This window comes from Acinetobacter geminorum (genome assembly GCF_013009345.1).
Lineage (GTDB): Bacteria > Pseudomonadota > Gammaproteobacteria > Pseudomonadales > Moraxellaceae > Acinetobacter > Acinetobacter geminorum.
Genome location: NZ_JABELE010000005.1, coordinates 148,233 through 169,143 on the forward strand (window position 1 = coordinate 148,233; position 20,911 = coordinate 169,143).

19 protein-coding genes and 1 riboswitch are annotated in these 20,911 nt (G+C 39.7%); of the genes, 8 read left to right on the forward strand and 11 right to left on the reverse strand.

Annotation, left to right across the window (positions count from 1 at the left end; genetic code table 11):
* Positions 1-69 precede the first annotated feature (69 nt).
* Entirely contained in the window at positions 70-2,790 is a 2,721-nt protein-coding gene (gene secA, locus HJG58_RS06580) for a preprotein translocase subunit SecA (protein WP_170248322.1), read from the reverse strand.
* 406 nt (positions 2,791-3,196) lie between these two features.
* On the opposite strand from secA, the gene HJG58_RS06585 reads away from it, so the two are divergent.
* The 3 genes from HJG58_RS06585 (at position 3,197) to HJG58_RS06595 (ending at position 5,445) form a co-directional block, all read left to right on the forward strand.
* A complete protein-coding gene (locus HJG58_RS06585) occupies positions 3,197-3,847 on the forward strand; it encodes a peroxiredoxin (protein WP_005050084.1) in 651 nt (216 codons plus the stop codon).
* 210 nt (positions 3,848-4,057) lie between these two features.
* Positions 4,058-4,870, forward strand: a complete 813-nt coding sequence (locus HJG58_RS06590) for an MBL fold metallo-hydrolase (protein WP_171545240.1) — start codon at positions 4,058-4,060, stop codon at positions 4,868-4,870.
* Positions 4,867-5,445: a dual specificity protein phosphatase family protein gene (locus tag HJG58_RS06595; RefSeq protein ID WP_216076528.1), complete on the forward strand. Its 579-nt coding sequence runs from the start codon at positions 4,867-4,869 to the stop codon at positions 5,443-5,445. Before HJG58_RS06590 ends, HJG58_RS06595 begins: the two co-directional genes overlap by 4 nt.
* Before the next feature lie 29 nt (positions 5,446-5,474).
* Here HJG58_RS06595 and HJG58_RS06600 read toward each other — a convergent pair whose 3' ends face one another.
* From HJG58_RS06600 to HJG58_RS06620, 5 genes are all read right to left on the reverse strand, one after another.
* Complete coding sequence (locus HJG58_RS06600) at positions 5,475-6,533, reverse strand: SPOR domain-containing protein (RefSeq protein WP_170248323.1); 1,059 nt, start codon at positions 6,531-6,533, stop codon at positions 5,475-5,477.
* The gene (folC, locus tag HJG58_RS06605) at positions 6,524-7,810 is read right to left on the reverse strand and encodes a bifunctional tetrahydrofolate synthase/dihydrofolate synthase (protein ID WP_170248324.1); all 1,287 of its coding nucleotides are present in this window, start codon (positions 7,808-7,810) and stop codon (positions 6,524-6,526) included. The genes HJG58_RS06600 and folC overlap by 10 nt, the downstream gene beginning before the upstream one ends.
* Positions 7,807-8,703, reverse strand: coding sequence for an acetyl-CoA carboxylase, carboxyltransferase subunit beta (accD, locus tag HJG58_RS06610; protein WP_086265215.1), 897 nt, complete (start codon positions 8,701-8,703; stop codon positions 7,807-7,809). Before accD ends, folC begins: the two co-directional genes overlap by 4 nt.
* Complete coding sequence (gene trpA, locus HJG58_RS06615) at positions 8,700-9,503, reverse strand: tryptophan synthase subunit alpha (RefSeq protein ID WP_170248325.1); 804 nt, start codon at positions 9,501-9,503, stop codon at positions 8,700-8,702. Before trpA ends, accD begins: the two co-directional genes overlap by 4 nt.
* Positions 9,504-9,749: 246 nt before the next feature.
* Positions 9,750-10,799, reverse strand: a complete 1,050-nt coding sequence (locus tag HJG58_RS06620; RefSeq protein WP_170248326.1) for an AraC family transcriptional regulator — start codon at positions 10,797-10,799, stop codon at positions 9,750-9,752.
* A 121-nt stretch (positions 10,800-10,920) separates the two neighbouring features.
* On the opposite strand from HJG58_RS06620, the gene HJG58_RS06625 reads away from it, so the two are divergent.
* Positions 10,921-11,796 (forward strand): metal-dependent hydrolase, encoded by an 876-nt coding sequence (locus HJG58_RS06625; protein WP_199978012.1) that lies wholly within the window; start codon positions 10,921-10,923, stop codon positions 11,794-11,796.
* Positions 11,797-11,804: 8 nt separating this feature from the next.
* Here HJG58_RS06625 and HJG58_RS06630 read toward each other — a convergent pair whose 3' ends face one another.
* From HJG58_RS06630 to HJG58_RS06645, 4 genes are read right to left on the reverse strand one after another with little or no spacing between them, the layout of a single operon-like run.
* Positions 11,805-12,800 (reverse strand): DUF2804 domain-containing protein, encoded by a 996-nt coding sequence (locus HJG58_RS06630; protein WP_032056703.1) that lies wholly within the window; start codon positions 12,798-12,800, stop codon positions 11,805-11,807.
* Positions 12,801-12,837: 37 nt separating this feature from the next.
* Positions 12,838-13,350 (reverse strand): DUF1543 domain-containing protein, encoded by a 513-nt coding sequence (locus HJG58_RS06635; RefSeq protein ID WP_170248328.1) that lies wholly within the window; start codon positions 13,348-13,350, stop codon positions 12,838-12,840.
* A gap of 9 nt (positions 13,351-13,359) precedes the next feature.
* A complete protein-coding gene (gene trpB / locus HJG58_RS06640) occupies positions 13,360-14,589 on the reverse strand; it encodes a tryptophan synthase subunit beta (RefSeq protein ID WP_170248329.1) in 1,230 nt (409 codons plus the stop codon).
* On the reverse strand, positions 14,564-15,232 hold the full coding sequence (locus tag HJG58_RS06645; protein WP_170248330.1) for a phosphoribosylanthranilate isomerase: 669 nt from the start codon (positions 15,230-15,232) through the stop codon (positions 14,564-14,566). Before HJG58_RS06645 ends, trpB begins: the two co-directional genes overlap by 26 nt.
* A 126-nt stretch (positions 15,233-15,358) precedes the next feature.
* Positions 15,359-15,565: riboswitch (cobalamin riboswitch) on the forward strand.
* 36 nt (positions 15,566-15,601) lie between these two features.
* Here HJG58_RS06645 and HJG58_RS06650 point away from each other — a divergent pair.
* From HJG58_RS06650 to HJG58_RS06660, 3 genes are all read left to right on the forward strand, one after another.
* A complete protein-coding gene (locus tag HJG58_RS06650; RefSeq protein WP_170248331.1) occupies positions 15,602-17,434 on the forward strand; it encodes a TonB-dependent receptor plug domain-containing protein in 1,833 nt (610 codons plus the stop codon).
* 93 nt (positions 17,435-17,527) lie between these two features.
* Positions 17,528-18,106, forward strand: a complete 579-nt coding sequence (locus HJG58_RS06655) for a cob(I)yrinic acid a,c-diamide adenosyltransferase (protein ID WP_032005538.1) — start codon at positions 17,528-17,530, stop codon at positions 18,104-18,106.
* Positions 18,107-18,181: 75 nt separating this feature from the next.
* Positions 18,182-18,895 carry a glycerophosphodiester phosphodiesterase gene (locus HJG58_RS06660; protein WP_170248332.1) on the forward strand — a complete coding sequence of 238 codons (714 nt, stop codon included), beginning with the start codon at positions 18,182-18,184 and terminating at the stop codon, positions 18,893-18,895.
* Between the two features lie 28 nt (positions 18,896-18,923).
* Here HJG58_RS06660 and HJG58_RS06665 read toward each other — a convergent pair whose 3' ends face one another.
* A complete protein-coding gene (locus HJG58_RS06665; protein ID WP_068564948.1) occupies positions 18,924-19,457 on the reverse strand; it encodes an META domain-containing protein in 534 nt (177 codons plus the stop codon).
* 208 nt (positions 19,458-19,665) lie between these two features.
* On the opposite strand from HJG58_RS06665, the gene HJG58_RS06670 reads away from it, so the two are divergent.
* Positions 19,666-20,838: an acyl-CoA desaturase gene (locus tag HJG58_RS06670; RefSeq protein WP_016143072.1), complete on the forward strand. Its 1,173-nt coding sequence runs from the start codon at positions 19,666-19,668 to the stop codon at positions 20,836-20,838.
* Positions 20,839-20,911 lie beyond the last annotated feature (73 nt).

The window sequence follows — 20,911 nt, forward strand, 5'->3', positions numbered from 1 at the left end:
TTATTCACAGGCTTACTACAAACATAAAAAAAGCAGAACAATTGTTCTGCTTTTTTTTGTGAAGGCAGATTAGATCTTACCGTGACATTGCTTATATTTTAGTCCTGAACCACATGGGCATGGTGCATTACGGCTTTCTGGAACAGGGAAAGCTTGCTGTTCAGCAGACTCGTTCATGGTTTCTTGAGAAAGTGTAACTTCACCAGTTAAACCATCTACATCATCATGTTCAAAAGAAAGCTTCATTGATTCAGCTTGCTGCTGCTGTTGAGCTTCCATTTCTGCAAGTTCTTCTGGTGTTGGGATATGTACACGAGACAAATCAGTCACAACATCAGTTTTAATAATACCCAACATGTTTACGAACAGGTTGAAAGCTTCTTTCTTATATTCCTGTTCAGGGTTCTTTTGCGCATAGCCACGTAAGTGAATACCTTGGCGCAAATAATCCATTGCAGCTAAGTGATCTTTCCAATGGCGATCAAGAGAGTTTAAAACGAAATGGCGCTCAAGCATTGCTGCTGATTCATCACCCATTTGAGCGCGGCGCTGACGATAACGTTCAATTACTTCATCACTAATACGCTCAACCAAACCTTCTTCATCTAAACGACGATCTTGGTCTAACCATTCTTGAATTGGCAGCTCAATACCTAAATCAATACGTAAAGCATTTTCTAAACCTTCCACATCCCACTGGTCATGAATTGACTCTGGTGGAATAAAGTTGGCAATCATGCCTTGCATCACTTCACGATGCATTTCTTCAACGTATTCTTTTAAGGTGTTTTCAGCTAATACTTCATCACGTTGTGAGTAAATGATCTTACGCTGTTCATTATTCACATCATCGTATTTCAATAAGTTTTTACGAATATCAAAGTTACGTGCTTCAACTTTACGCTGAGCATTCTCAATCGAACGGCTCACCATTTTATGTTCAATCGCTTCGTCTTCTTTCAAACCCATCGCGCGCATCATACCAACGACACGGTCGCCTGCGAAAATACGCATCAGATCATCTTCAAGAGATAAATAGAAACGAGAAACACCTGGGTCACCCTGACGACCGGCACGACCACGTAACTGGTTGTCAATACGACGTGATTCATGGCGTTCAGAACCAATAATATGCAAACCACCTGCTTGCAATACATCTTCGTGGTCTTGTTCCCATTGTGCTTTTAGACGTGCTTCATCTTCTGCAGTTGGGTTTTCAAGTTTGGCAAGCTTAGCTTTCCAGTTACCACCCAAGATAATATCCGTACCACGACCAGCCATGTTAGTTGCAATCGTTACTGCATTCGGGCTACCCGCTTGAGCAATAATGTCAGCTTCACGCTCATGTTGTTTTGCGTTCAAAACTTCATGATGAATACCAGCTTGCATTAACTTAGAAGATAAAATTTCGCTGGCTTCAATGGTTGCTGTACCAATCAGAATAGGAGCAACACCCTGCCGACGAATATTCATAATTTCTTGAATAATCGCGTTATATTTGCCGTTACGGTTTAAATAAATTAAATCGTTTTGGTCGTTACGAATCATTGGACGGTGAGTTGGAATAATCACAACATCAAGACCGTAAATTTCTTTCATTTCCGCAGCTTCGGTATCAGCAGTACCTGTCATACCCGAAAGCTTTTTATAGAGACGGAAATAGTTCTGGAATGTTGTTGTCGCTAAAGTTTGGTTTTCAGGCTGAATTTCTAAGCCTTCTTTTGCTTCGACAGCTTGATGCAAACCTTCTGACCAACGACGACCCGGCATCGTACGACCCGTATGTTCATCGACAATAACCACTTCACCATCATGAATAATATAGTGAACATCACGTTGGAATAGGAAATGCGCACGAATAGCAGCAGATACATGGTGAACAAGGTTTAGGTTTGTTGCTGAATATAAGCTTTCGCCTTCGGCCAACAAGCCCATTTGAATAAGTTCTTGTTCAACAGTTTCATAACCAACTTCGGTCATTTCAACTGAACGCTGCTTTTCATCAATCCAGAAGTGACCGCCATCTGATACTTTTTCTTCTTTTTGCGGATGCAATTTAGGTGGAATCGTATTGATTGCACTGTAGAGGTGTGAAGAGTCTTCACTTTGACCAGAAATAATTAATGGTGTACGTGCCTCATCAATTAAGATGGAGTCAACTTCATCGATAATGGCATAGTGCAAACCACGTTGTTTCTTTTCTGCTAAAGAAAACACCATGTTGTCACGTAAGTAGTCAAAACCGAATTCGTTATTGGTACCGTAAGTAATATCTGCAAGATAAGCTTCCGCTTTTTCTGATGGACCTTGCATTGAATAAATCGTACCAATTGATAGGCCCAAAAATTCAAATAATGGGCGGTTCAACTCGGCATCACGCTGTGCCAAATAATCGTTCACAGTAATGACATGTACACCCTGACCACTCAAAGCGTTTAAATAACACGCCAGAGTACCCATAAGGGTTTTACCTTCACCAGTACGCATCTCGGCAATCTTACCTTCATGTAAGGTAATACCACCAATTAACTGAACGTCATAATGACGCATACCCATTACACGTTTAGCAGCTTCACGACAAACTGCAAACGCTTCTGGAAGTAATTTATCTAAACTTTCGCCATTATTATAACGTTGTTTGAATTCTGGAGTTTTTGCAGATAAGTCTGCATCGCTTAAAGCTGATATCGTCGGCTCGAGCGCATTGATTTGCTCAACAATTTTGCGCATGCGTTTGAGTTCACGCTCATTTTTTGTACCGAAGATACCTCCGATCAGACTTGCCAACATGGATAAACTCTCTAAATCTTGCTTGGTCAAATGAATAAACTTTTTCTCAGTCGTTTATTATGGTGCCAGAAATTTGAAGTACAAGGGGTTTGCACAAAACCCCTAAAAAAAATCTGATAGTTAGACGAGTGGTTTTTCATTCATCTAATCTCCCCTTAATGTGCCGAGCACCAAAAACACACCATTAACGCTCATCGATTAAGCATAACTTCCGAGAAATCTAATTTAGCAAATTTACCTTAAAGTTACATTGATTAAGCACTTAAAATAATGAGTTTTAGTCATATATATTTACACTTATATAAAAACTTCATAATAAAATACAAAAACAATAATTTTAATCATAAAGTAAATACTGCATATTCATTCAATCAAATATCAAATTATGCGCAATTGAGGAAAGATCATGACACTACGATTAGGAGATACTGCTCCCGATTTTCAACAAGAATCGAGTGAAGGCACGATTAATTTTTATGATTTTTTAGGGGATAGTTGGGGAATCTTATTTTCACATCCAGCTGACTATACACCCGTATGTACAACTGAGTTAGGTTATACAGCAAAATTAAAAGATGAATTTACGAAGCGAAATGTTAAAGCGATTGCTTTGTCTGTAGACGATGTAGAGTCTCACAAAGGCTGGATCAACGACATCAATGAAACACAAAATACAACTGTAAACTTTCCAATCATTGCAGATAAAGACCGTAAAGTATCTGAGCTCTATGGTTTCATTCACCCTAATGCTAGCGAAACTCTGACAGTACGCTCATTAGTGATTATTGATCCTAACAAAAAAGTTCGCTTAATCATTACTTACCCTGCTTCAACTGGCCGAAATTTTAATGAAGTCTTACGTGTTGTGGATTCATTACAATTAACAGATAAGCATAAAGTCGCTACGCCTGCGAACTGGCAGCAAGGTGAAGATGTCGTTATTGTTCCGTCACTTAAAGATGAAGAAGAAATTAAACAGCGTTTCCCTAAAGGTTATACGGCTGTTAAACCTTATTTACGCCTCACGCCACAGCCTGAAAGCAATAAAACCGACTAGGTTTTATTGCTTTCAAGACAAGCGAAGCGCGTAGGCAAGCACTTGAAAGATTCGCTACAAGACAAGCAAAGCGCATAGGCACACGTAGATTAAATATCACACAAAAAAGTCATCTATAGTGATGGCTTTTTATTTATGTATTGAATAAGCATAGTTTTTATTGCTCAGATCAGTTATAACTCGAAGCGATTCGGTAAAAAAATAAAAATCATGATCTCTAAAATTCATCATTTAAAGTGTGGCAGCATGTGCCCAGTTTGCGCCCCTTTATTTGGACAAAAAGGCTTCCGAGCTGAAGTCATCTGTCATTGTCTTTTAGTTGAAACTGATCGAGGCTTAGTGCTTATCGATACGGGCTTTGGCTTGCAAGATTACTTACATATGAAGCAACGCCTAGGCTCATTAGTTAAACGTTTAGGCAAAATTGAGCCTAACCTTGAGTTTAGTGCGATCCAACAAATTCAAAAGCTAGGATTTAATCCGAAGGATGTACAGCACATCTTTATCACTCATCTTGATTTTGATCATGCTGGTGGAATTTCAGATTTTCCACATGCCACTGTGCATGTTTTAGCTGCAGAATATAACGCAGCCCAACTTCCAAATTTTAAGGGCAAACTTCGTTATAGAACCAATCAATATAAAGACCATCGCTACTGGAACTCTGTTGAATATCAAAAAGGTGAAGCATGGTTTAACCTCGAAAAAGTAAAAGGATTTCCACTGTTTCAAGATGAAATTTTAATGGTACCACTGTTGGGGCATTCAGCTGGACATTGCGGTATTGCAATAAAGCAGCAAAATCAATGGTTATTATTTTGTGGAGATGCCTACTACTCACACCTAGAGTTAAACCCTAAAAATAAATTAAGATCACTCGGTCTGTTGGAAAAAACATTTGCAGAAGATAATGAAAAGCGTCTTTTTAATCTCAAGCGTTTACAGCATTTAGCTCAACATGAACCAACGATTGAAATAATTTGTGCTCACGACCCTGATGAGCTGAAACGGTATCAAACATGAAAAAATTATCGCTCCTTACACTTATCATCTGTATAAGTTTACAAGGGTGTATGCAGCACGAAAGTATCGCCTATGAGCATCGACCACAAGATTGGGGAAGCTTAGTTTCTCAGACTCATAACTTTTATCAAATTAGTAATGATGTTTATCGCAGTGAACAGCCTGATGCTGCAATGATTTCTGAATTAAAGAATCATCAAATTGGAACGATCATTAATTTAAGAGCCAAAGACGCAGATACTTTAGTTTTTAAAAATGAAAATTTTAATCTTGTGCATATTCCTATCAACACTTGGGCAATTGACCGACAAGATCTCTTAGAAGTCATGCAACAAATCAAAATTGCCAAGCAGAATAATCAACGTGTTTTATTGCACTGTTACCATGGTTCAGACCGTACAGGTGCTAGCGTTGCCATGTACCGCATTATTTTTGAAAATTGGGCAATTGATGATGCGGTTAAGGAAATGAAAGAAGGTGGTTATGGTTATCATATTATTTGGAAGAATATTGACCGTTTATTCACACCTGAAAATGTAAAATGGATTCAACAACAACTGTCGAATCCATCTTAGTGACATCTTGAGTAGAATTTTTACTCTGGTTAACGTTGGTCTAACGGCACCCAGTCAATCACCCACGCCGATTTCATATTTAAACTTGAATCAGAAGAAATTTTCTTACGAGCAGCATCTGCTGTATCACGGTCTTTTGCAGGTCCAACCATAATACGAATACCCTTACTGGTTGGGCTTGTAGTGACCTTATAGCCTTTAGCTCGTAATTTGGAAACAACTGCATCTGCATTGGCCTGGTTAGCAGCCAAAGCGACTTGAACCATCCACTTTTTATCGCCATTTTCAAGCAATTCACGCGCTTTTTCAGCTTCAGCTTTTTTCTCAGCTTCAGCTTTTCGTTTAGCATCAGAAGCTTTTTTATCAGCTTCTGCTTGTCGTTTGGCTTCAGCAGCTTTCTTGTCTGCTTCTGCTTGCCGTTTCGCTTCTGCAGCCTTTTTATCAGCTTCTGCTTGTCGTTTAGCTTCAGCTGCTTTCTTGTCTGCTTCCGCTTGGCGTTTTGCTTCAGTTGCTTTTTTGTCTGCTTCAGCTTGACGCTTAGCATCAGCCGCTTTCTTGTCTGCTTCTGCTTGGCGTTTTGCTTCAGCAGCTTTCTTGTCTGCATCTATTTTTGAAGTATCAGTTGTTTTATTCACCGTATTGGTTTGCTGGTTTTTAGCTTTCGCCTCACCCACTAACTCCGGTGGAATATTATCTGAACTTTCTTGAGCCGCTGCACGGCGCGCATTAATCGCAGCGTACTCTGCTGCAGCTTTACGAGCAGCTTCAGCTTCAGCTTGCTGCTGCATTGCTAAGAACTCAGCTGCACGTGCTTCTTGTTCAGCAACGGCTTTTTCACGCGCACGACGCTGTTCTTCTAGCAACCGTTTTTCAGTTTCAACATCAACCGCAAGAGGTTGTAGTTGTACCATTTGCCCTTCAGTTGTCTGTTTTGGTTTAGTTTGAGTTTTTGGGGATGTGGATGCGGAGGGTTGAACTTCAACCTGTTTTATTTCCTCATTTCCTTTTAGGAGTAATGCTGCCAATAAAACACCACCTCCTAGTAAAACAACGCCACCCATCCAGCGTTGTTTGTTATTCATTGACATTCTTCCAAATACTCCCAAATCGCTTCTAAAGTATGAAACGAACCACAGGCCAAAATCAGCTGATTGTTATTTGTTTGCTCAAGCGCTGATTTAAAAGCCTCTTTGATATTGCCATATTGTTGTACTGTCTGGCCTTGCAAGGCATCATTGAGTTGCTGAATCGGTGCAGCACGCGGCACATTCAATTCAGCAATTTTCCAATGTAAAACAGTAGGTTTCAATAAATCGACTACTGATTTTATATCTTTATCTGCCAGCATTGAAAATACTGCGACAACTTCTGTGTACTGTTTATTGTATTCTAAGAAATTTCGCAATTGCTTTAACAAAAATTCAACACCATGTGGATTGTGCCCAGCATCAAAAATGACCGTCTTCCCATCCACTTGACGCTGTTCAAAACGCCCTGCTAAGCGAGCAGATTGAATACCTTTTTCTAATGCTGACTGAGAAATATCAAGTCCGCTATTTAAAATGGCCGCAACTGCTCCCGCAATATTTTCAATCGCTAATGTACCTAAAGGAAGTTTTAAAGTGGTTCCTTCCGAAGCAAAGTACCAGTTTTGTCCATCTTCTGCGAGCTTATAGAAATAATCACGATTAACGGTATATAACTCTGCTTGTGAACTTTGTGCTTTATCTTGAATTACTTGCGGTAATTGTTGCTCACCCGCAAAGATAACCGGAATATGTGGACGAATAATGCCTGCTTTTTCAAAAGCAATTTTTTCGATGGTATCGCCTAACCAGTCTGTGTGATCTAGGCCAATATTAGTAATCACTGCAACGTTGGGATCAATCACATTGACGACATCTAAACGCCCGCCCAAACCGACTTCGAGCACCCATACATCACATTGTTGTTGTTTAAAAATAACAAAAGCAGCCAATGTGGTTGCTTCAAAAAAAGATAAGCTTAAATCACAATCGCGACGAGCCTGATCGACTTGAACAAAAGCATCAATCAGACTTTGATCATCGACTTCGACTCCACCTAATTTGACTCGCTCATTAAAGCGATAGATATGTGGTGACTGATATAACCCAACTTTATAACCCTGTGCGTTTAATATCGCAGCCAGTGTGGTTGTGGTTGAGCCTTTACCATTCGTTCCGGCTACTGTAAAAACTTTAGCATTAGGCTGAGTTACACCCAGCTTTTCTGCAACAGGAATTACACGTTCCAGACCAAGATCTATCCCTGTAACGTGAACATGGCTCCAATAATTGAGCCATGTATCTAAAGAGTCTATTGAAAGTGGAGCTTGTTGGTTCAAGGTAAGTTCATCAATTTCGATACAAGTCGAGATACAGTATCACGTAAAGCGTGGCGATGAACAATCTGATCGATTACACCATGATCAAGCAAATATTCAGCACGTTGGAACGGTTCTTCAAGAGTTTCACGTACAGTCTGCTCAATTACACGTTTACCAGCAAAGCCAATCATCGCTTTAGGTTCAGCAATATGGATATCACCCAACATTGCTAAAGAAGCTGTTACACCACCATAAACAGGATGTGTTAATACAACGATATATGGTAAGCCAGCATCTTTTAATTTTTGAATCGCAGCAGAAGTACGCGCCATTTGCATAAGCGATAACATACCTTCTTGCATACGTGCGCCGCCAGAAGCTGCGAAACAGATTAATGGCTGACGTTTTTCAATTGCAAGCTCGGCAGCCTGTACAAAACGGTCACCTACAACTGTACCCATTGAGCCGCCCATAAAGTCGAACTCAAAAGCACATGCAATCATATCTACGCCATTTAAGTTACCTTGCATGGCAATTAATGCTTCCGTTTCACCAGTTTTGCTTTGCGCTTCACGCATACGATCTGGATACGGTTTAGAGTCAACAAACTTTAATGGATCTTTAGCAGTAAATTCTTGACCCAATTCAGTTACAACATTATCGAAGAACCAGTTCAAGCGGTCACGAGCTTTCATTCGTAAGTGTTCGTCACATTGCGGACAAACATATGCATTGAAAGAAATTGCTGTACGTGTCACTAGTGCATGACATTCAGGACATTCAATCGTTGGCTCAGTAAATGTTGCTTTGAGAATTTGTTGCTCATCTGCGACTTCAATACCTGGAACCGGACGTTTTGTCCATGGTGTCGAAGGGCTAAGAACTTTCCCTGGTTTCACTTCTTGATTCATACTAACTCATCGAGCGCTGCTCGAAGCTCCTTGACTTTACTCACCGTCTGTTCAACAGCGTCATCCGCTGCCAACGTTGCAAAATTTTTAACGAAAGCACTACCTACAATCACGGCATCAGCAACGTTACCCATTGCTTTTGCTGAGGCGGCATCACTAATACCAAAACCAACACCCACTGGAATATTAGTGGCATTTTTGATTTTTTGAATACGCGCAGCAGCTTCTGCCGTATCAAGTGTTGCTGCTCCAGTTACACCCTTAAGTGAAACGTAGTAAATAAAACCACTTGCCTGATTTGTCACATGTTGAATGCGTTGATCTGTAGAAGTTGGCGCAAGTAAGAAAATTTGGTCCATATCATGTTGTTTCAACACAGCACCAAACTCTTTTGACTCTTCTGGTGGTAAATCCACAAGTAATAAGCCATCTACACCACATTGTTTAGCATGAGAAACAAACTTCTCGTAACCAATCACTTCAACTGGATTCAGATAACCCATTAAAACAACAGGTGTTTCCTGATCCTTCTCACGGAACTCTTTTACCATGTTGAGTGCATCCAACGTGTTAGTCCCTGCTGCAAGCGCACGTTCAGCTGCAAGCGCAATTACCGGACCATCAGCCATTGGATCTGAAAATGGTAAACCAAGCTCAATGACATCTACTCCTGCCGCAACCATTTTATGCAGTAACGGAACCGTTACTTGTGGCTGTGGATCACCCGCCATAACATAAGATACAAGCGCTTTACGTTGTTGGGACTTAAGCTTTTCAAAACGGGTGGCAAGACGTGACATAGGGTTGTGCTTTCCTTGAATTATTTAAAATTGAGGAGTTGTTTGTAGAAATACAAGAACATCGCATTTTAACGCTATTTTTTGTCCATTGAACAGGTCTAACGTTATGGCGATATTCGATTGTATGATTCATACAACCCATGGTGTACATTTATCAATATTTTGAAACTTTTCTCAATGATCAAAGCTTCCTATTTTCGAGCCATTATTAGATCGTCAACTGACCAAAAAACCACCACACAAAGTTTATTTCTCAATATTTTTATTGGCGAGTTGTAATTCCCTTTTCCGCGCAAGTAAAGTTTGTCCTGTCAAATTTTTATGAGCCCGTGCAAGTGCCGACTGATCCGAATATCCCAACTGTTCAGCAATTGTGGTGAGGCTTTCATTTTGGTGAAGTAATATTTCACAGCGTTTCATGCGTTCAGTATCTAAAATTAATTTAAATGAAGTATTTAATGACTGTAATTGACGCTGCAAGCTTCGTACTGAAATATTCAACTCGATGGCAATATCCTCTATTTTCGGGGCTTGTTGCTTGTGTTTGAAATATTCATGAACAATCCAATGTATTTGCTGAGCTAAATCTGTATGTATTTTCCGCTGAGCCAATGCCTCTTCTGCTTGTTTCACTAAAAGTTGCATTAAGCTAGGGTCTGCATGTCGAGGACGAACATTCAATCCCTCACTTGCAAAAGTTAATGCATAGTAAGGTTGCTCAAATGACAATTTGCATTGAAAGAAACGCTGATAGTGAACTAATGGGCCACGTGAACGGTGCACGAACTCAACATGCTGCAAGAGAAAATCATGGAAAGGGGCAATTTGTTTAGCAAGCTGAACCATAGCAGCTAAAGTCAGCTCACAAAGTATGATATTACTGGCATCAACTAGCGGCCAGTACAAACGAATGTTAGAGGCATCTTGTTCAACTTGCATAGGCACGACTTGCTCACCGTCAATCACGAGACGATGAAATTTCATGACATATTCAAGAACCTCTGCGAAGCTGCCACTTCGAGAAGCCATATATCCCAGTACACCAAAATTGGCAGGTGTAATACAAGTTGCCATTTCTAGGACTAAATTAGAAACTTGTAGACGAGACTCTGTCAGCTCTAAAAGTTCAAGAAAAAAGTTTAAAGAAGATTGAGCATCAATAGATGAAGCTAAAATATTTTGAACTTGACGGGCCTGAACATCTGTAAGGTTTAATGCCTGCCAATCGATTCCTTTTTCTTTTAGATAAGTATTCCAAAGATAAAAATAACCATTTGAAATCGTAAAATCCTGCATGGCTCATCCTTTTTTTAATGCCATCTTGTCGCAAACTGTATAAAAATTGGCAATAACTGTCAAAACAAAGCCGACTATTGGCGACATACTAATCAACATGTTAGATGCGAGAAATAAAAATATGAACGCACATGTTTCTTATCAGGTCGAGCCAGTAGTTCGTAAAGATCTGGATTTTCATTTAAACGAAGCACCTCGCTTTTGGTTTAATAATGATCCTTTTTTGACTCGTATGTTTGATGCGCTCAGCTTAACCTTTCCAGATGGAGAGCGTTATTTTATTGAATGTGTCCGTATGTTCCGAGACAAAATTGATGATCCCGAACTACAAAAACGGGTTGCAGACTTCATTAAACAAGAAGCTCAACACGGTATTGCACATGACAAAATGAATCAGCTCATGAAAGAGCAAGGCATGCCTGTTGACCAGTTCACAGCCACACTTAAAAGAATTTTTCGTTTTGAACTCACCAAACGCTCACCGCAATACAATATTGCAATGACGGCGGCAGCTGAACATTTAACAGCGCTAATGGCAGAAACCTTTTATAGCCATAAAAAAACTTTGGAAAATGCTCACCCCTATGTTCGAGCACTGTTTGCTTGGCATGCCATTGAAGAGATGGAGCACCGTGATGTTGCTTTTGATGTCATGAAACAAGTAGGTGAAGTTCCTGAGTCGACTCGTCGATTTGTATTGGTTCTTACGACAGTACTGATGTTTGGCTTTACACTCTACCGCACGAATATTATGTTGAAATGTGATGGTTTTAGTTCTAGAGAACGACTATTAATGAGCCTTAAAGGCTTACCGTGGTTCTTTGGCAAAAAAGGGACATTAACAGCTATGAAAAGCCAATATTTAGATTGGTTTAAAAAAGACTTTCATCCAAGTCAGCATCCAGTCATTCGTCAATATCCTGTTTGGATTGAAACACTCGAAAAGACAAATGACCCAATTGCAGCTGGTGAAGCATTCTGGCAAGCAGGTTTATAACCTGCTTGTTACCATTTTGCATAATGTTGTTCTAGTAAACCGTATTGCTCATTGCAATTGATTATATCGGTTGCTTCATGCTCAATCGTGCCGCTAATTTTAGCTTGCCACTGGTTAAACTGACTACCAATCATTCTTAAATTAATATTTTCGTACCTGCACCAACCAATATGGACCTGTAGATTAAGTTTTTGATCTAGAGAGCTAATTTGCCAAAGTTCATCATTTACTTTTTCAAATAAAACATCAGTCAGTGGAAATAAAACTCCGTTAATCCATAAGCAATTTTCATTACCAAAGCTTTCATTCACACCAGAAGCTAAATTTAAACCGATACGTCGCCCTTGCTCATCCCAAAAATTACATGAAAGCCAGAACCAAGCTGTTTCAGGTCGCAAAAAACCGCAGGTATCATCTAAGGATGCAAATGTCTTTTCATCAAATTGTACGACTTGGTTTTGCTTATTAATAAACATTCCCTCTACAGCCAACGTGGTCTGCTTTTGGGTATAAGTCCAACCATTGATGCCAGTTGGTGTACACAAACTTAATATATCGGTCCCAGCACAAAAAATACGAGCGCTGAGTTGAATCTCACCATATTTGGTCACTCGGATATATCGCACACCATTGGCATGCTGGATATCAAACTGATAAGGAGATTTAGAAAAATAACTTTGATTAAATAAGGGTTGTTCATCAAGATAGGTTTTATGCCCCAAAGGCTGAATGGCATTCCACTCAATAACCTGCCCTGTTTCATGGTCATAAATATAGAAAAAGCCATGCCCGACCCAGCCGATATCTGCAATTGCCAGACCAATACTATAGTGTTTATGTTGAATGCCACAGAATTTAAATTTTTTATATTTTAATTGCTTACGCCAGCCTTTAAGGACCTTACCGTAAGGGGTTTTATAAATATAATGTTGTACGTGAATGGTTGACGGTACAGATTCAAAACGCCCGTAGCGAGGCTGTCCATTTTCTTGAATTAAATCCATTTACCCACTTCCATATGAATATTAGATTTCAAATGACCTATACCACGGTCAAATACGTATTTTCCCAAATTGTTTCAGCAAAATCGCCTTTTATTAAATGAATATAGCGTCCTGCTACACAATCTATCGCTAAGCAGTCATCAATATCAATGACTCGATCTGTATGTGCTTTTTGCCACTGCCGATCTATAAATTGTTTACCTAATTGTTTGGCAGCTACCGCATTCGGTGCAACCACAAACTCATAACGGTGAAGTTCACCGAATTCACTTGCATTATATCCACCTAGATTAATTAAATATAATTTTAAATCATCTGGTTGTGGAGCAGCGTCTGTAAAGTGAATTTGATAATTTTGTCCTTGAGAGCTAACGCCAGAGAGCTTGGCCCAAGCATCAATATGCAATCCTTGAGCCTCACCAAACCAAGCCTGTTTAAGTTGAGGATAAACTTCTTCCAAAGTATCTCCTACAGCCATGACAACATCATGAACTTCGGTATTAGCGCGTGCATGACGCCCGCCTAACATTACCATAAACAAACTTGACATTTTTTCCTCTTACATTTCAACCATTTCTACGCCATCAATGCGTGCAACTGTCATTAAATCTTTATCACCGCGACCTGAAACAGTCGCAATAATAATCTGATCTTTAGACATTGTCGGTGCAAGCTTAGACACATAGGCCATCGCATGCGAGCTTTCAAGCGCAGGAATAATCCCTTCAATTTTAGTTAAGTCACGGAAACCTTGTAGAGCTTCTGAATCGTTAATTGGCACGTACTCTACACGCTTCATATCTTTCAAGAAGCTATGTTCAGGGCCAACACCCGGATAATCAAGGCCCGCTGAGATACTATGTGTCTCAATAATCTGGCCCTGTTCATCACTCATCAAGTAAGTACGGTTACCATGCAATACACCAACATGACCCGCATTTAACGGCGCAGAGTGTTTACCAGTTTCAATACCAAAACCAGCTGCTTCAACACCATACATTTTCACATTGGCATCGTTTAAGAATGGATAGAACAAGCCCATTGCATTTGAACCACCACCCACACAAGCAACCAATGCATCTGGTAAGCGACCTGCTTGCTCCAAAATCTGTTTACGCGCTTCACGCCCAATAATTGACTGGAAATCACGTACAAGTTGTGGGTACGGATGCGGGCCTGCAACTGTACCAATCACATAGTACGTCGTATCAACATTAGTTACCCAGTCACGCATCGCTTCGTTCATGGCATCTTTCAGCGTTTTAGAACCACTTTGTACAGGAACAACTGTAGCACCCAACAAACGCATACGATAAACATTCATCGCTTGACGCTTAACATCTTCAGCACCCATATAAACAACACATTCAAGACCTAAACGTGCTGCAATTGTTGCTGTTGCTACACCATGCTGCCCTGCACCAGTTTCGGCAATAATACGTTTTTTGCCTGAAAGCTTTGCAAGTAATGCCTGACCAATCGTGTTATTTACCTTGTGTGAGCCTGTATGGTTCAAGTCTTCACGTTTAAGGTAAATTTGCGCACCACCTAACTCTTTTGACCATCGCTCAGCATAATAAAGTGGACTAGGACGACCTACATAGTAGGCGAGGTCACGGTCGAATTCTGCCAAAAACTGTTCATCATTTTTCATGCGGGAATAGAGATTTTCTAAATCTTCTAATGCCGCCATTAAAGTTTCTGACACAAAACGTCCGCCATGGATACCGAAATGCCCTGCAGCATCTGGGTACTGTGTATAGTCAATCACATTGTTTTGCTGATCCACGTTGGACTCCTTGCATAAATCGTTCAATGAGTTGTTGGTCTTTTATACCTTTTGCGGACTCTACGCCTCCGCTCACATCTACTGCAAAAGCACCGGTAGTATGAATAGCGTCAATGACATTGTCAGGGGTTAAACCGCCTGCCAAGATTAATGGAATATCAAGTTTTGGGAATTTAGACCAGTCAAACTGATGTCCTGTGCCCCCTTTGAGCTCAGGATGCCACGCATCGAGCAATACAGCACTGGCACCAGCTGCCTGATATTTTTGAATTTCAGCAACTACATCCAGATCAGGTTTAACCTGAATCGCTTTATACCAGCGACGTTTACAATGGCGAGCAATTTCCTGACATTGTTCTGGAGTTTCATCGCCATGTAGTTGTAATACATCTAGGGGAACACAATCAAGTACCTCCTGAATTTCAGTAGCACTCGCATTTACAAACAAACCTACCATTTGTACATAAGGTGGAATTACTTTTGCTAATTCTTGGGCCTGTTCAACCGTTACATGTCTTGGACTTGGCGGAAAAAAAACAAAACCAATCGCATCAGCTCCAGCAGCAACAACTGCCTGAACATCTTGAATGCGAGTAATTCCACAGATTTTTGCTCGTGTACGTTTTTGGTTTGATGGGCTCATGATCTGCCTAAACTACAACCATTTCTTAAAATAAGCGCCATTGTAATGCAATTTTTGTCCCTTGCGTAAAAGTTCTCTGGGAATTGCTCCAAATGACATTGTATGAAGTAAATCGCCACTTTATACTGCGTAAAATTGGAAGCAAGTGTAAGCAATTCATGCTTTAGGGAAGCTGGTGAAAGTCCGGCACTGCCCCCGCAACGGTAACAATGTAAAGCATATTTTTTAAGTCGTTCTCGACTTACACCACTGCAGTGATGTGGGAAGGTGAATATGTCCATAAATTAAATATGGCGCTGAAGTCCGGAGACCTACTTGTTTCATCTATCTACCCGATCATTCACGTGGGGTGAATGTATGGAGCATGTTATGTCTAAGTCTTTTCAACCTACTCGTCTAGTAGGGGCTATCGCTATTGCGATGGGGTTTTCATCTGTTATTTTTGCTGAAGATACAACGAATGTAACTCAGCTTGATCCAATTGTAGTGACTGCTTCAAAAAGTGCTGAAAAAGCAAGTGAAGTTCCGGCGCGTATTAATATTATTGAACCAAAAGTTCTCGAACAATCTCCTATCGCTTCTTTACCACAATTATTACAAACCGATGCTTCCATCAATATGGTGCAAAGTGGTGGTATGGGACAACTTGCAGAGATTTATTTAAGAGGTACAGAATCTGATCATACTCTCGTGCTACGAGATGGAATTCGACTAAATAATGCATCCTCAGGAACAGCAAGTCTTGCATTTATTGACACAACAGATATTAAACAAATTGAGGTATTGAAAGGGCCTGCCTCTGTTCTCTATGGTACTGATGCCATTGGCGGAGTAATTCAGCTCGTTTCAAAAACACCTGAAAAGAATAGAGCTTTTATCACAGGTGAAATTGGTGAGAATAAAACTTATAAATCAGTTATTGGTGCTGATTTATATGAAGATGGTTTTTATGCCCAAATTCGTGGACAACGCTTAGAGTCTGATGCAACCAAAGTAACTAACCAAAAAACTAACTCATCGGATACAGCATCATTTGATCAGAAAGGTTTTAGTACAAAGTTTGGTGTTGAGCAGAAAGATTACGGTATTTCTGTCGACTATAGCCATAATGAAGGTTCAAGTCTTTATGATGCTTATACATTTAATGGTGCATTGCTTAAACAAGACTTCGAAAATGAGATTATCAATTTACGTAGCCGTTTAAATGTAACAGATAACTTAGAATTAAATACTCGTTTATCACAATTCAAAGATGAAGTTAATCAAAAAGACTCTACTGATTTTGTTCATAGCAAAACTCAGGAAGTAGAACTATATAGCAAATGGAAGTTTTTACCACAGCAAACACTCTTAGTTGGTGCCACCCACCGTACATTGGATGGAGATATTCTATCTTATGGAGCACCATACAATGAAAACGTAGACTCGACAGGGTATTATCTTCAACATCAATTCAATGGTGATAGATTAAACACTCAAGCCGGTATTCGTATAGAAGATAATGAAAAATATGGCTCACATACTGTTGGTCAAATTGCTGCACGTTACCAACTTTTAGATAAAACAAGTATCTATACCAATATTGGTACTGCTTTTAAATCACCAACGCTTAATGAACTTTTCAACTCATGGAACGGCAACCCAGATTTAAAACCAGAAGAAAGTACATCTTATGAAATTGGTATAGATCAAACTCTACCAGCAGGTTTTAAAACAGGTTTATCTGCTTACTATACTGAAGTTGAAGATCTTATCGGTTCAGTGAATTTTGGTAAATTAACTAATATTAATAAAGCAACTTACCAAGGTGGTGAATTTTATGTTGGTTGGCAGAAAGATGATCTATTTGCAAAAGCAACTTATAGCTATGTCAAACCTGAGAATGAAGAGACTCATCAGGATTTAAACCGCCGCCCTCGTCAAGGATTGACCTTAACAACAGGTCTGCAAAATGAAGTGTATGGCATTAGTGCTTCGCTTGTTGCAAAATCAAAGTCGAAAGACTGGGATAGTAATTACAAGAATCCAGGTTACGCAACTGTAGATATTAATGCTTATTGGAATATGAATCCGCATATTAAATTGTTTACTAATATCCAAAATATTGGAGACGTGGATTATAAAACAGCTTATCAAGACCAAGGATACTACTATGTAAATGGTGGCCGCCTTGCATCAGCTGGTGTGACCTTAAGCTACTAAGCAAAACTTTATTATAAAAATATTTTCTTAACTCCAGTTTCGGGGTAATGTTCTGACCGACATTATCCCTTTTTTATGTTCAGGATATCCATCATGGGACACCGTTTAAGCAAAATCTATACACGCACAGGCGATTCAGGTACCACTGGTTTAGGCGATGGTTCTCGTGTTGCCAAGGATGATTTACGAATTACGGCACTTGGTGATGTTGATGAACTCAACGCCATTATTGGGGTACTTCGTGCTCAAATTACAGATAGCCAAGTAACTAATAAGGCTGATTGGGATAAAAGCTTAAGTCTGATTCAACATTGGCTTTTTGATTTAGGTGGAGAGGTTTGTATTCCAAATTACAATCTACTCCAGCCCGTTTGTATTGAATTTCTTGAAAAAGAAATTGACCGTATGAATGAAGACTTACCGATGCTTAAGGAGTTTATTCTACCATCTGGTTCTTTATCTTGTAGTTATGCTCATCAAGCTCGTGCCGTTTGTCGTCGTGCAGAGCGATCACTCATGTCGGTGCAAACTCGTGATCAAAATATTCAAGCTACAGCACTTCAACTTTTAAACCGTCTATCTGACTGGTTATTTGTCGCATCGCGTGCTTTACAGCGTGCTGAGGGTGGACAAGAAGTGCTTTGGCAAAAAAATATTAATGAGATTATTTAAAAATAGATTAGATTAAACATGGTCTCTACTCTTTTTAAAAGAGACCATAATCAAAAGATTTCATAGAAGAAAATTATGCGCATTATTGGTCATCGTGGTGCACGCCGAGAAGCTCCTGAAAATACACTTGGTGGGTTTCAGCACATAAAAAATTTAGGTATTCGTGGTGTCGAATTTGATATTCGTCAGCTTCAAGACCAAGAGTTAGTTGTTATTCATGATGACAATTTTTTACGTACAGCTGGAGTCGATCAAATTGTAGAGCAGTCGACTTTGGCTCAAGCGTTATCATTCGATCATCGTCAAAGCTGGCCCAATTGGCCAGCTTCTGAACCAACACCTACACTTAAAGGTGTTTTAAACTTACTTGATAATTTCGATCATATTGAAGTTGAGGTTAAAGCTGTAAGAGATATGGCGTTAGCCGAACAATTCGTTCAAAAGCTTGAGACGGAATTACAGGGCTTTGAGAAAGTCGTAACAATCACAAGTTTTGATCTTCAAATTCTAACTGCTTTACGCGATATAAACTCTCAATTTAAATGCGGATTGTTAGTTGAACTTCCAGTTGGCGCAACAGCGATTGAACTCGCGCATCAATATGGTTGCGGTCATATTGGTTGGCACGACCAGCTTGCAACAGATGAAGTGATTGAATTATCACATCAAGCTGGTTTGAACATCAGTGTCTGGACAGTAAATGATGTAGAAAGAGCAAAAAGGCTGCGTGATTTAGAGGTTCAGGGCTTAATTACAGATATTCCAACCACGATGTTACAAGCTTTATAAATATAAAAAAGGTGGTAAAAACCACCTTTTATTTCTTTTGTGCCTGAATGAGGCGCTGACCACTCTGGTCAAGTAGATATAGCGTATTACCTACGAGTTGAAAGCGTTGAATACGTTGCAAAGCATCTACCAGCTCTGCTTCTTGAGCCAAAGCACCATCACAGCTTGAATGACCTGCATTTACTTGCATATCAAGTTTTTGCTGACTGAAATTAAAGGTATAACGACCAAAAACAGCATTACAGCCCGTATGGCCCGATACTGTTTTGACTGCTGAGTTCAGTGAAAGAGTTGGCCATTGGTTAAAGAATTTTGCCTTATGACCACTGATCTGAGTGATCTGCCAATCAATATCTTGAATGCCATCTGGACTCACTCTCTTTTTTACAACAGGTGCTTGAGTCTGATGAGCTGTTCTTTTTGTTTGAACTTTTTTCGTACTTTGTTCGGGTGCACTTTGACATGCGGCTAATACAAGACTGATTGTGACCAAGACACATTTCAATGATAATTTTCTTGCAATATCAATGCTGTTCTTTTTTTTCAATCGTTGTACGTTCATTAAACAACTTCTCCTGCTTGAAAAACTCTTTGACATAGTTTAATTCTGTTACGGTTCTTTCAATACATCTGTACAATAATGCTAGTGATTCTCACTAAGCACGTGCTAATATGAAGGATAGAATAGCAATATATCTTGATGATTGGTTTTGCTATGTCGTTTTGTCTTTGTACCTTGTTTCACAAGGATTCTAGGAGCGCTGCCGGATATGACTTCCGCCCCACTCAAAGCCCCAATTAACTGGACCGCTAGCATTACCTTAATTGGTTTACCAATTCTTGCCGCAATAATAATCCCGATTTATGCGTATTATTATGATTTTAGTGTAAGCGCATGGGTAAGCTTATTTTTTCTTTTAGCTCTAAGTAGTATGGGGATTACTGCTGGTTACCATCGCCTTTGGGCTCACCGAGCTTATGAAGCGTCGTTACCGCTTAAAATTCTTTTAATGATCGGTGGAACATTTGCCGTGCAAAATAGTATTTTGTTCTGGGCATCTGGTCACCGTACTCACCATCGACATGTTGATGATGTTGATGAAGATCCATATTCAATTGAGCGTGGTTTTTGGTATGCGCATATGGGTTGGATGATCCGTGATCATTCACCATCTGAGCCAGACTTTAAAAATGCACCAGACCTACTCAATGATAAATTGGTCATGTTCCAGCATAAATACTATGGTTTACTCGTAGTTGCTGTTCATGTTGGTATTTTAGGCTTAATCGGTTGGGCAACTGGCGACCTATGGGGTGTAGTACTCTTGGGTGGTCTAGTACGTTTAATCATTAGCCATCAAGTTACATTCTTTATTAACTCACTTTGTCATATGTTTGGTAAACGTCCTTATACAGACGAAAACTCAGCACGTGATAATTTCTGGTTAGCCATTGCCACTTGGGGCGAGGGTTACCACAACTATCACCATATCTTCCAATACGACTATCGTAATGGTGTGAAATGGTGGCAATATGACCCAACTAAATGGTTGATCTGGTCATGTTCTAAAATTGGTTTAGCTAAAAATTTACGTCGTATTCCAAGCTTTAATATTAAGAAAGCAGAACTGGCGATGAAATTTAAATACGCTGAACAAGACCTCGCTATTTATGGTCATGATGTAAATGCAGACATTACTCAAATGAAGCAACGTATTGCACAAGAGTACGAAGCATTTACACACACCTTAAATGATTGGGCAAAACTTAAAGAACAAGAGTTACAAGCGAAAAAAGCAGCAATGGCTGAAAAGATTCATAGAATGGATCATAAGCTTAAAGTTGATTTCCAATTGCTTGAACATCGTCTAAGTCATCACCGTGAATGCTTAGAAACACTTATGCGTAGTGTTAAAAAGAATACCAACGTGGTGTCAGACTAAAATAAATTCTGATCTAAAATAGCTCTTTCGGGAGCTATTTTTATGCCTACTTTTTAACTATGGTATAGTGAAA

Bases quoted from the DNA above. Each gene is read 5' to 3' on its own strand.
- secA (WP_170248322.1), bottom strand. From the start codon at position 2,790: ATGTTGGCAAGTCTGATCGGAGGTATCTTCGGTACAAAAAATGAGCGT.
- HJG58_RS06585 (WP_005050084.1), top strand. From the start codon at position 3,197: ATGACACTACGATTAGGAGATACTGCTCCCGATTTTCAACAAGAATCG.
- HJG58_RS06590 (WP_171545240.1), top strand. From the start codon at position 4,058: ATGATCTCTAAAATTCATCATTTAAAGTGTGGCAGCATGTGCCCAGTT.
- HJG58_RS06595 (WP_216076528.1), top strand. From the start codon at position 4,867: ATGAAAAAATTATCGCTCCTTACACTTATCATCTGTATAAGTTTACAA.
- HJG58_RS06600 (WP_170248323.1), bottom strand. From the start codon at position 6,533: ATGTCAATGAATAACAAACAACGCTGGATGGGTGGCGTTGTTTTACTA.
- accD (WP_086265215.1), bottom strand. From the start codon at position 8,703: ATGAATCAAGAAGTGAAACCAGGGAAAGTTCTTAGCCCTTCGACACCA.
- trpA (WP_170248325.1), bottom strand. From the start codon at position 9,503: ATGTCACGTCTTGCCACCCGTTTTGAAAAGCTTAAGTCCCAACAACGT.
- HJG58_RS06620 (WP_170248326.1), bottom strand. From the start codon at position 10,799: ATGCAGGATTTTACGATTTCAAATGGTTATTTTTATCTTTGGAATACT.
- HJG58_RS06625 (WP_199978012.1), top strand. From the start codon at position 10,921: ATGAACGCACATGTTTCTTATCAGGTCGAGCCAGTAGTTCGTAAAGAT.
- HJG58_RS06630 (WP_032056703.1), bottom strand. From the start codon at position 12,800: ATGGATTTAATTCAAGAAAATGGACAGCCTCGCTACGGGCGTTTTGAA.
- HJG58_RS06635 (WP_170248328.1), bottom strand. From the start codon at position 13,350: ATGTCAAGTTTGTTTATGGTAATGTTAGGCGGGCGTCATGCACGCGCT.
- HJG58_RS06645 (WP_170248330.1), bottom strand. From the start codon at position 15,232: ATGAGCCCATCAAACCAAAAACGTACACGAGCAAAAATCTGTGGAATT.
- HJG58_RS06650 (WP_170248331.1), top strand. From the start codon at position 15,602: ATGTCTAAGTCTTTTCAACCTACTCGTCTAGTAGGGGCTATCGCTATT.
- HJG58_RS06655 (WP_032005538.1), top strand. From the start codon at position 17,528: ATGGGACACCGTTTAAGCAAAATCTATACACGCACAGGCGATTCAGGT.
- HJG58_RS06660 (WP_170248332.1), top strand. From the start codon at position 18,182: ATGCGCATTATTGGTCATCGTGGTGCACGCCGAGAAGCTCCTGAAAAT.
- HJG58_RS06665 (WP_068564948.1), bottom strand. From the start codon at position 19,457: ATGAACGTACAACGATTGAAAAAAAAGAACAGCATTGATATTGCAAGA.
- HJG58_RS06670 (WP_016143072.1), top strand. From the start codon at position 19,666: ATGACTTCCGCCCCACTCAAAGCCCCAATTAACTGGACCGCTAGCATT.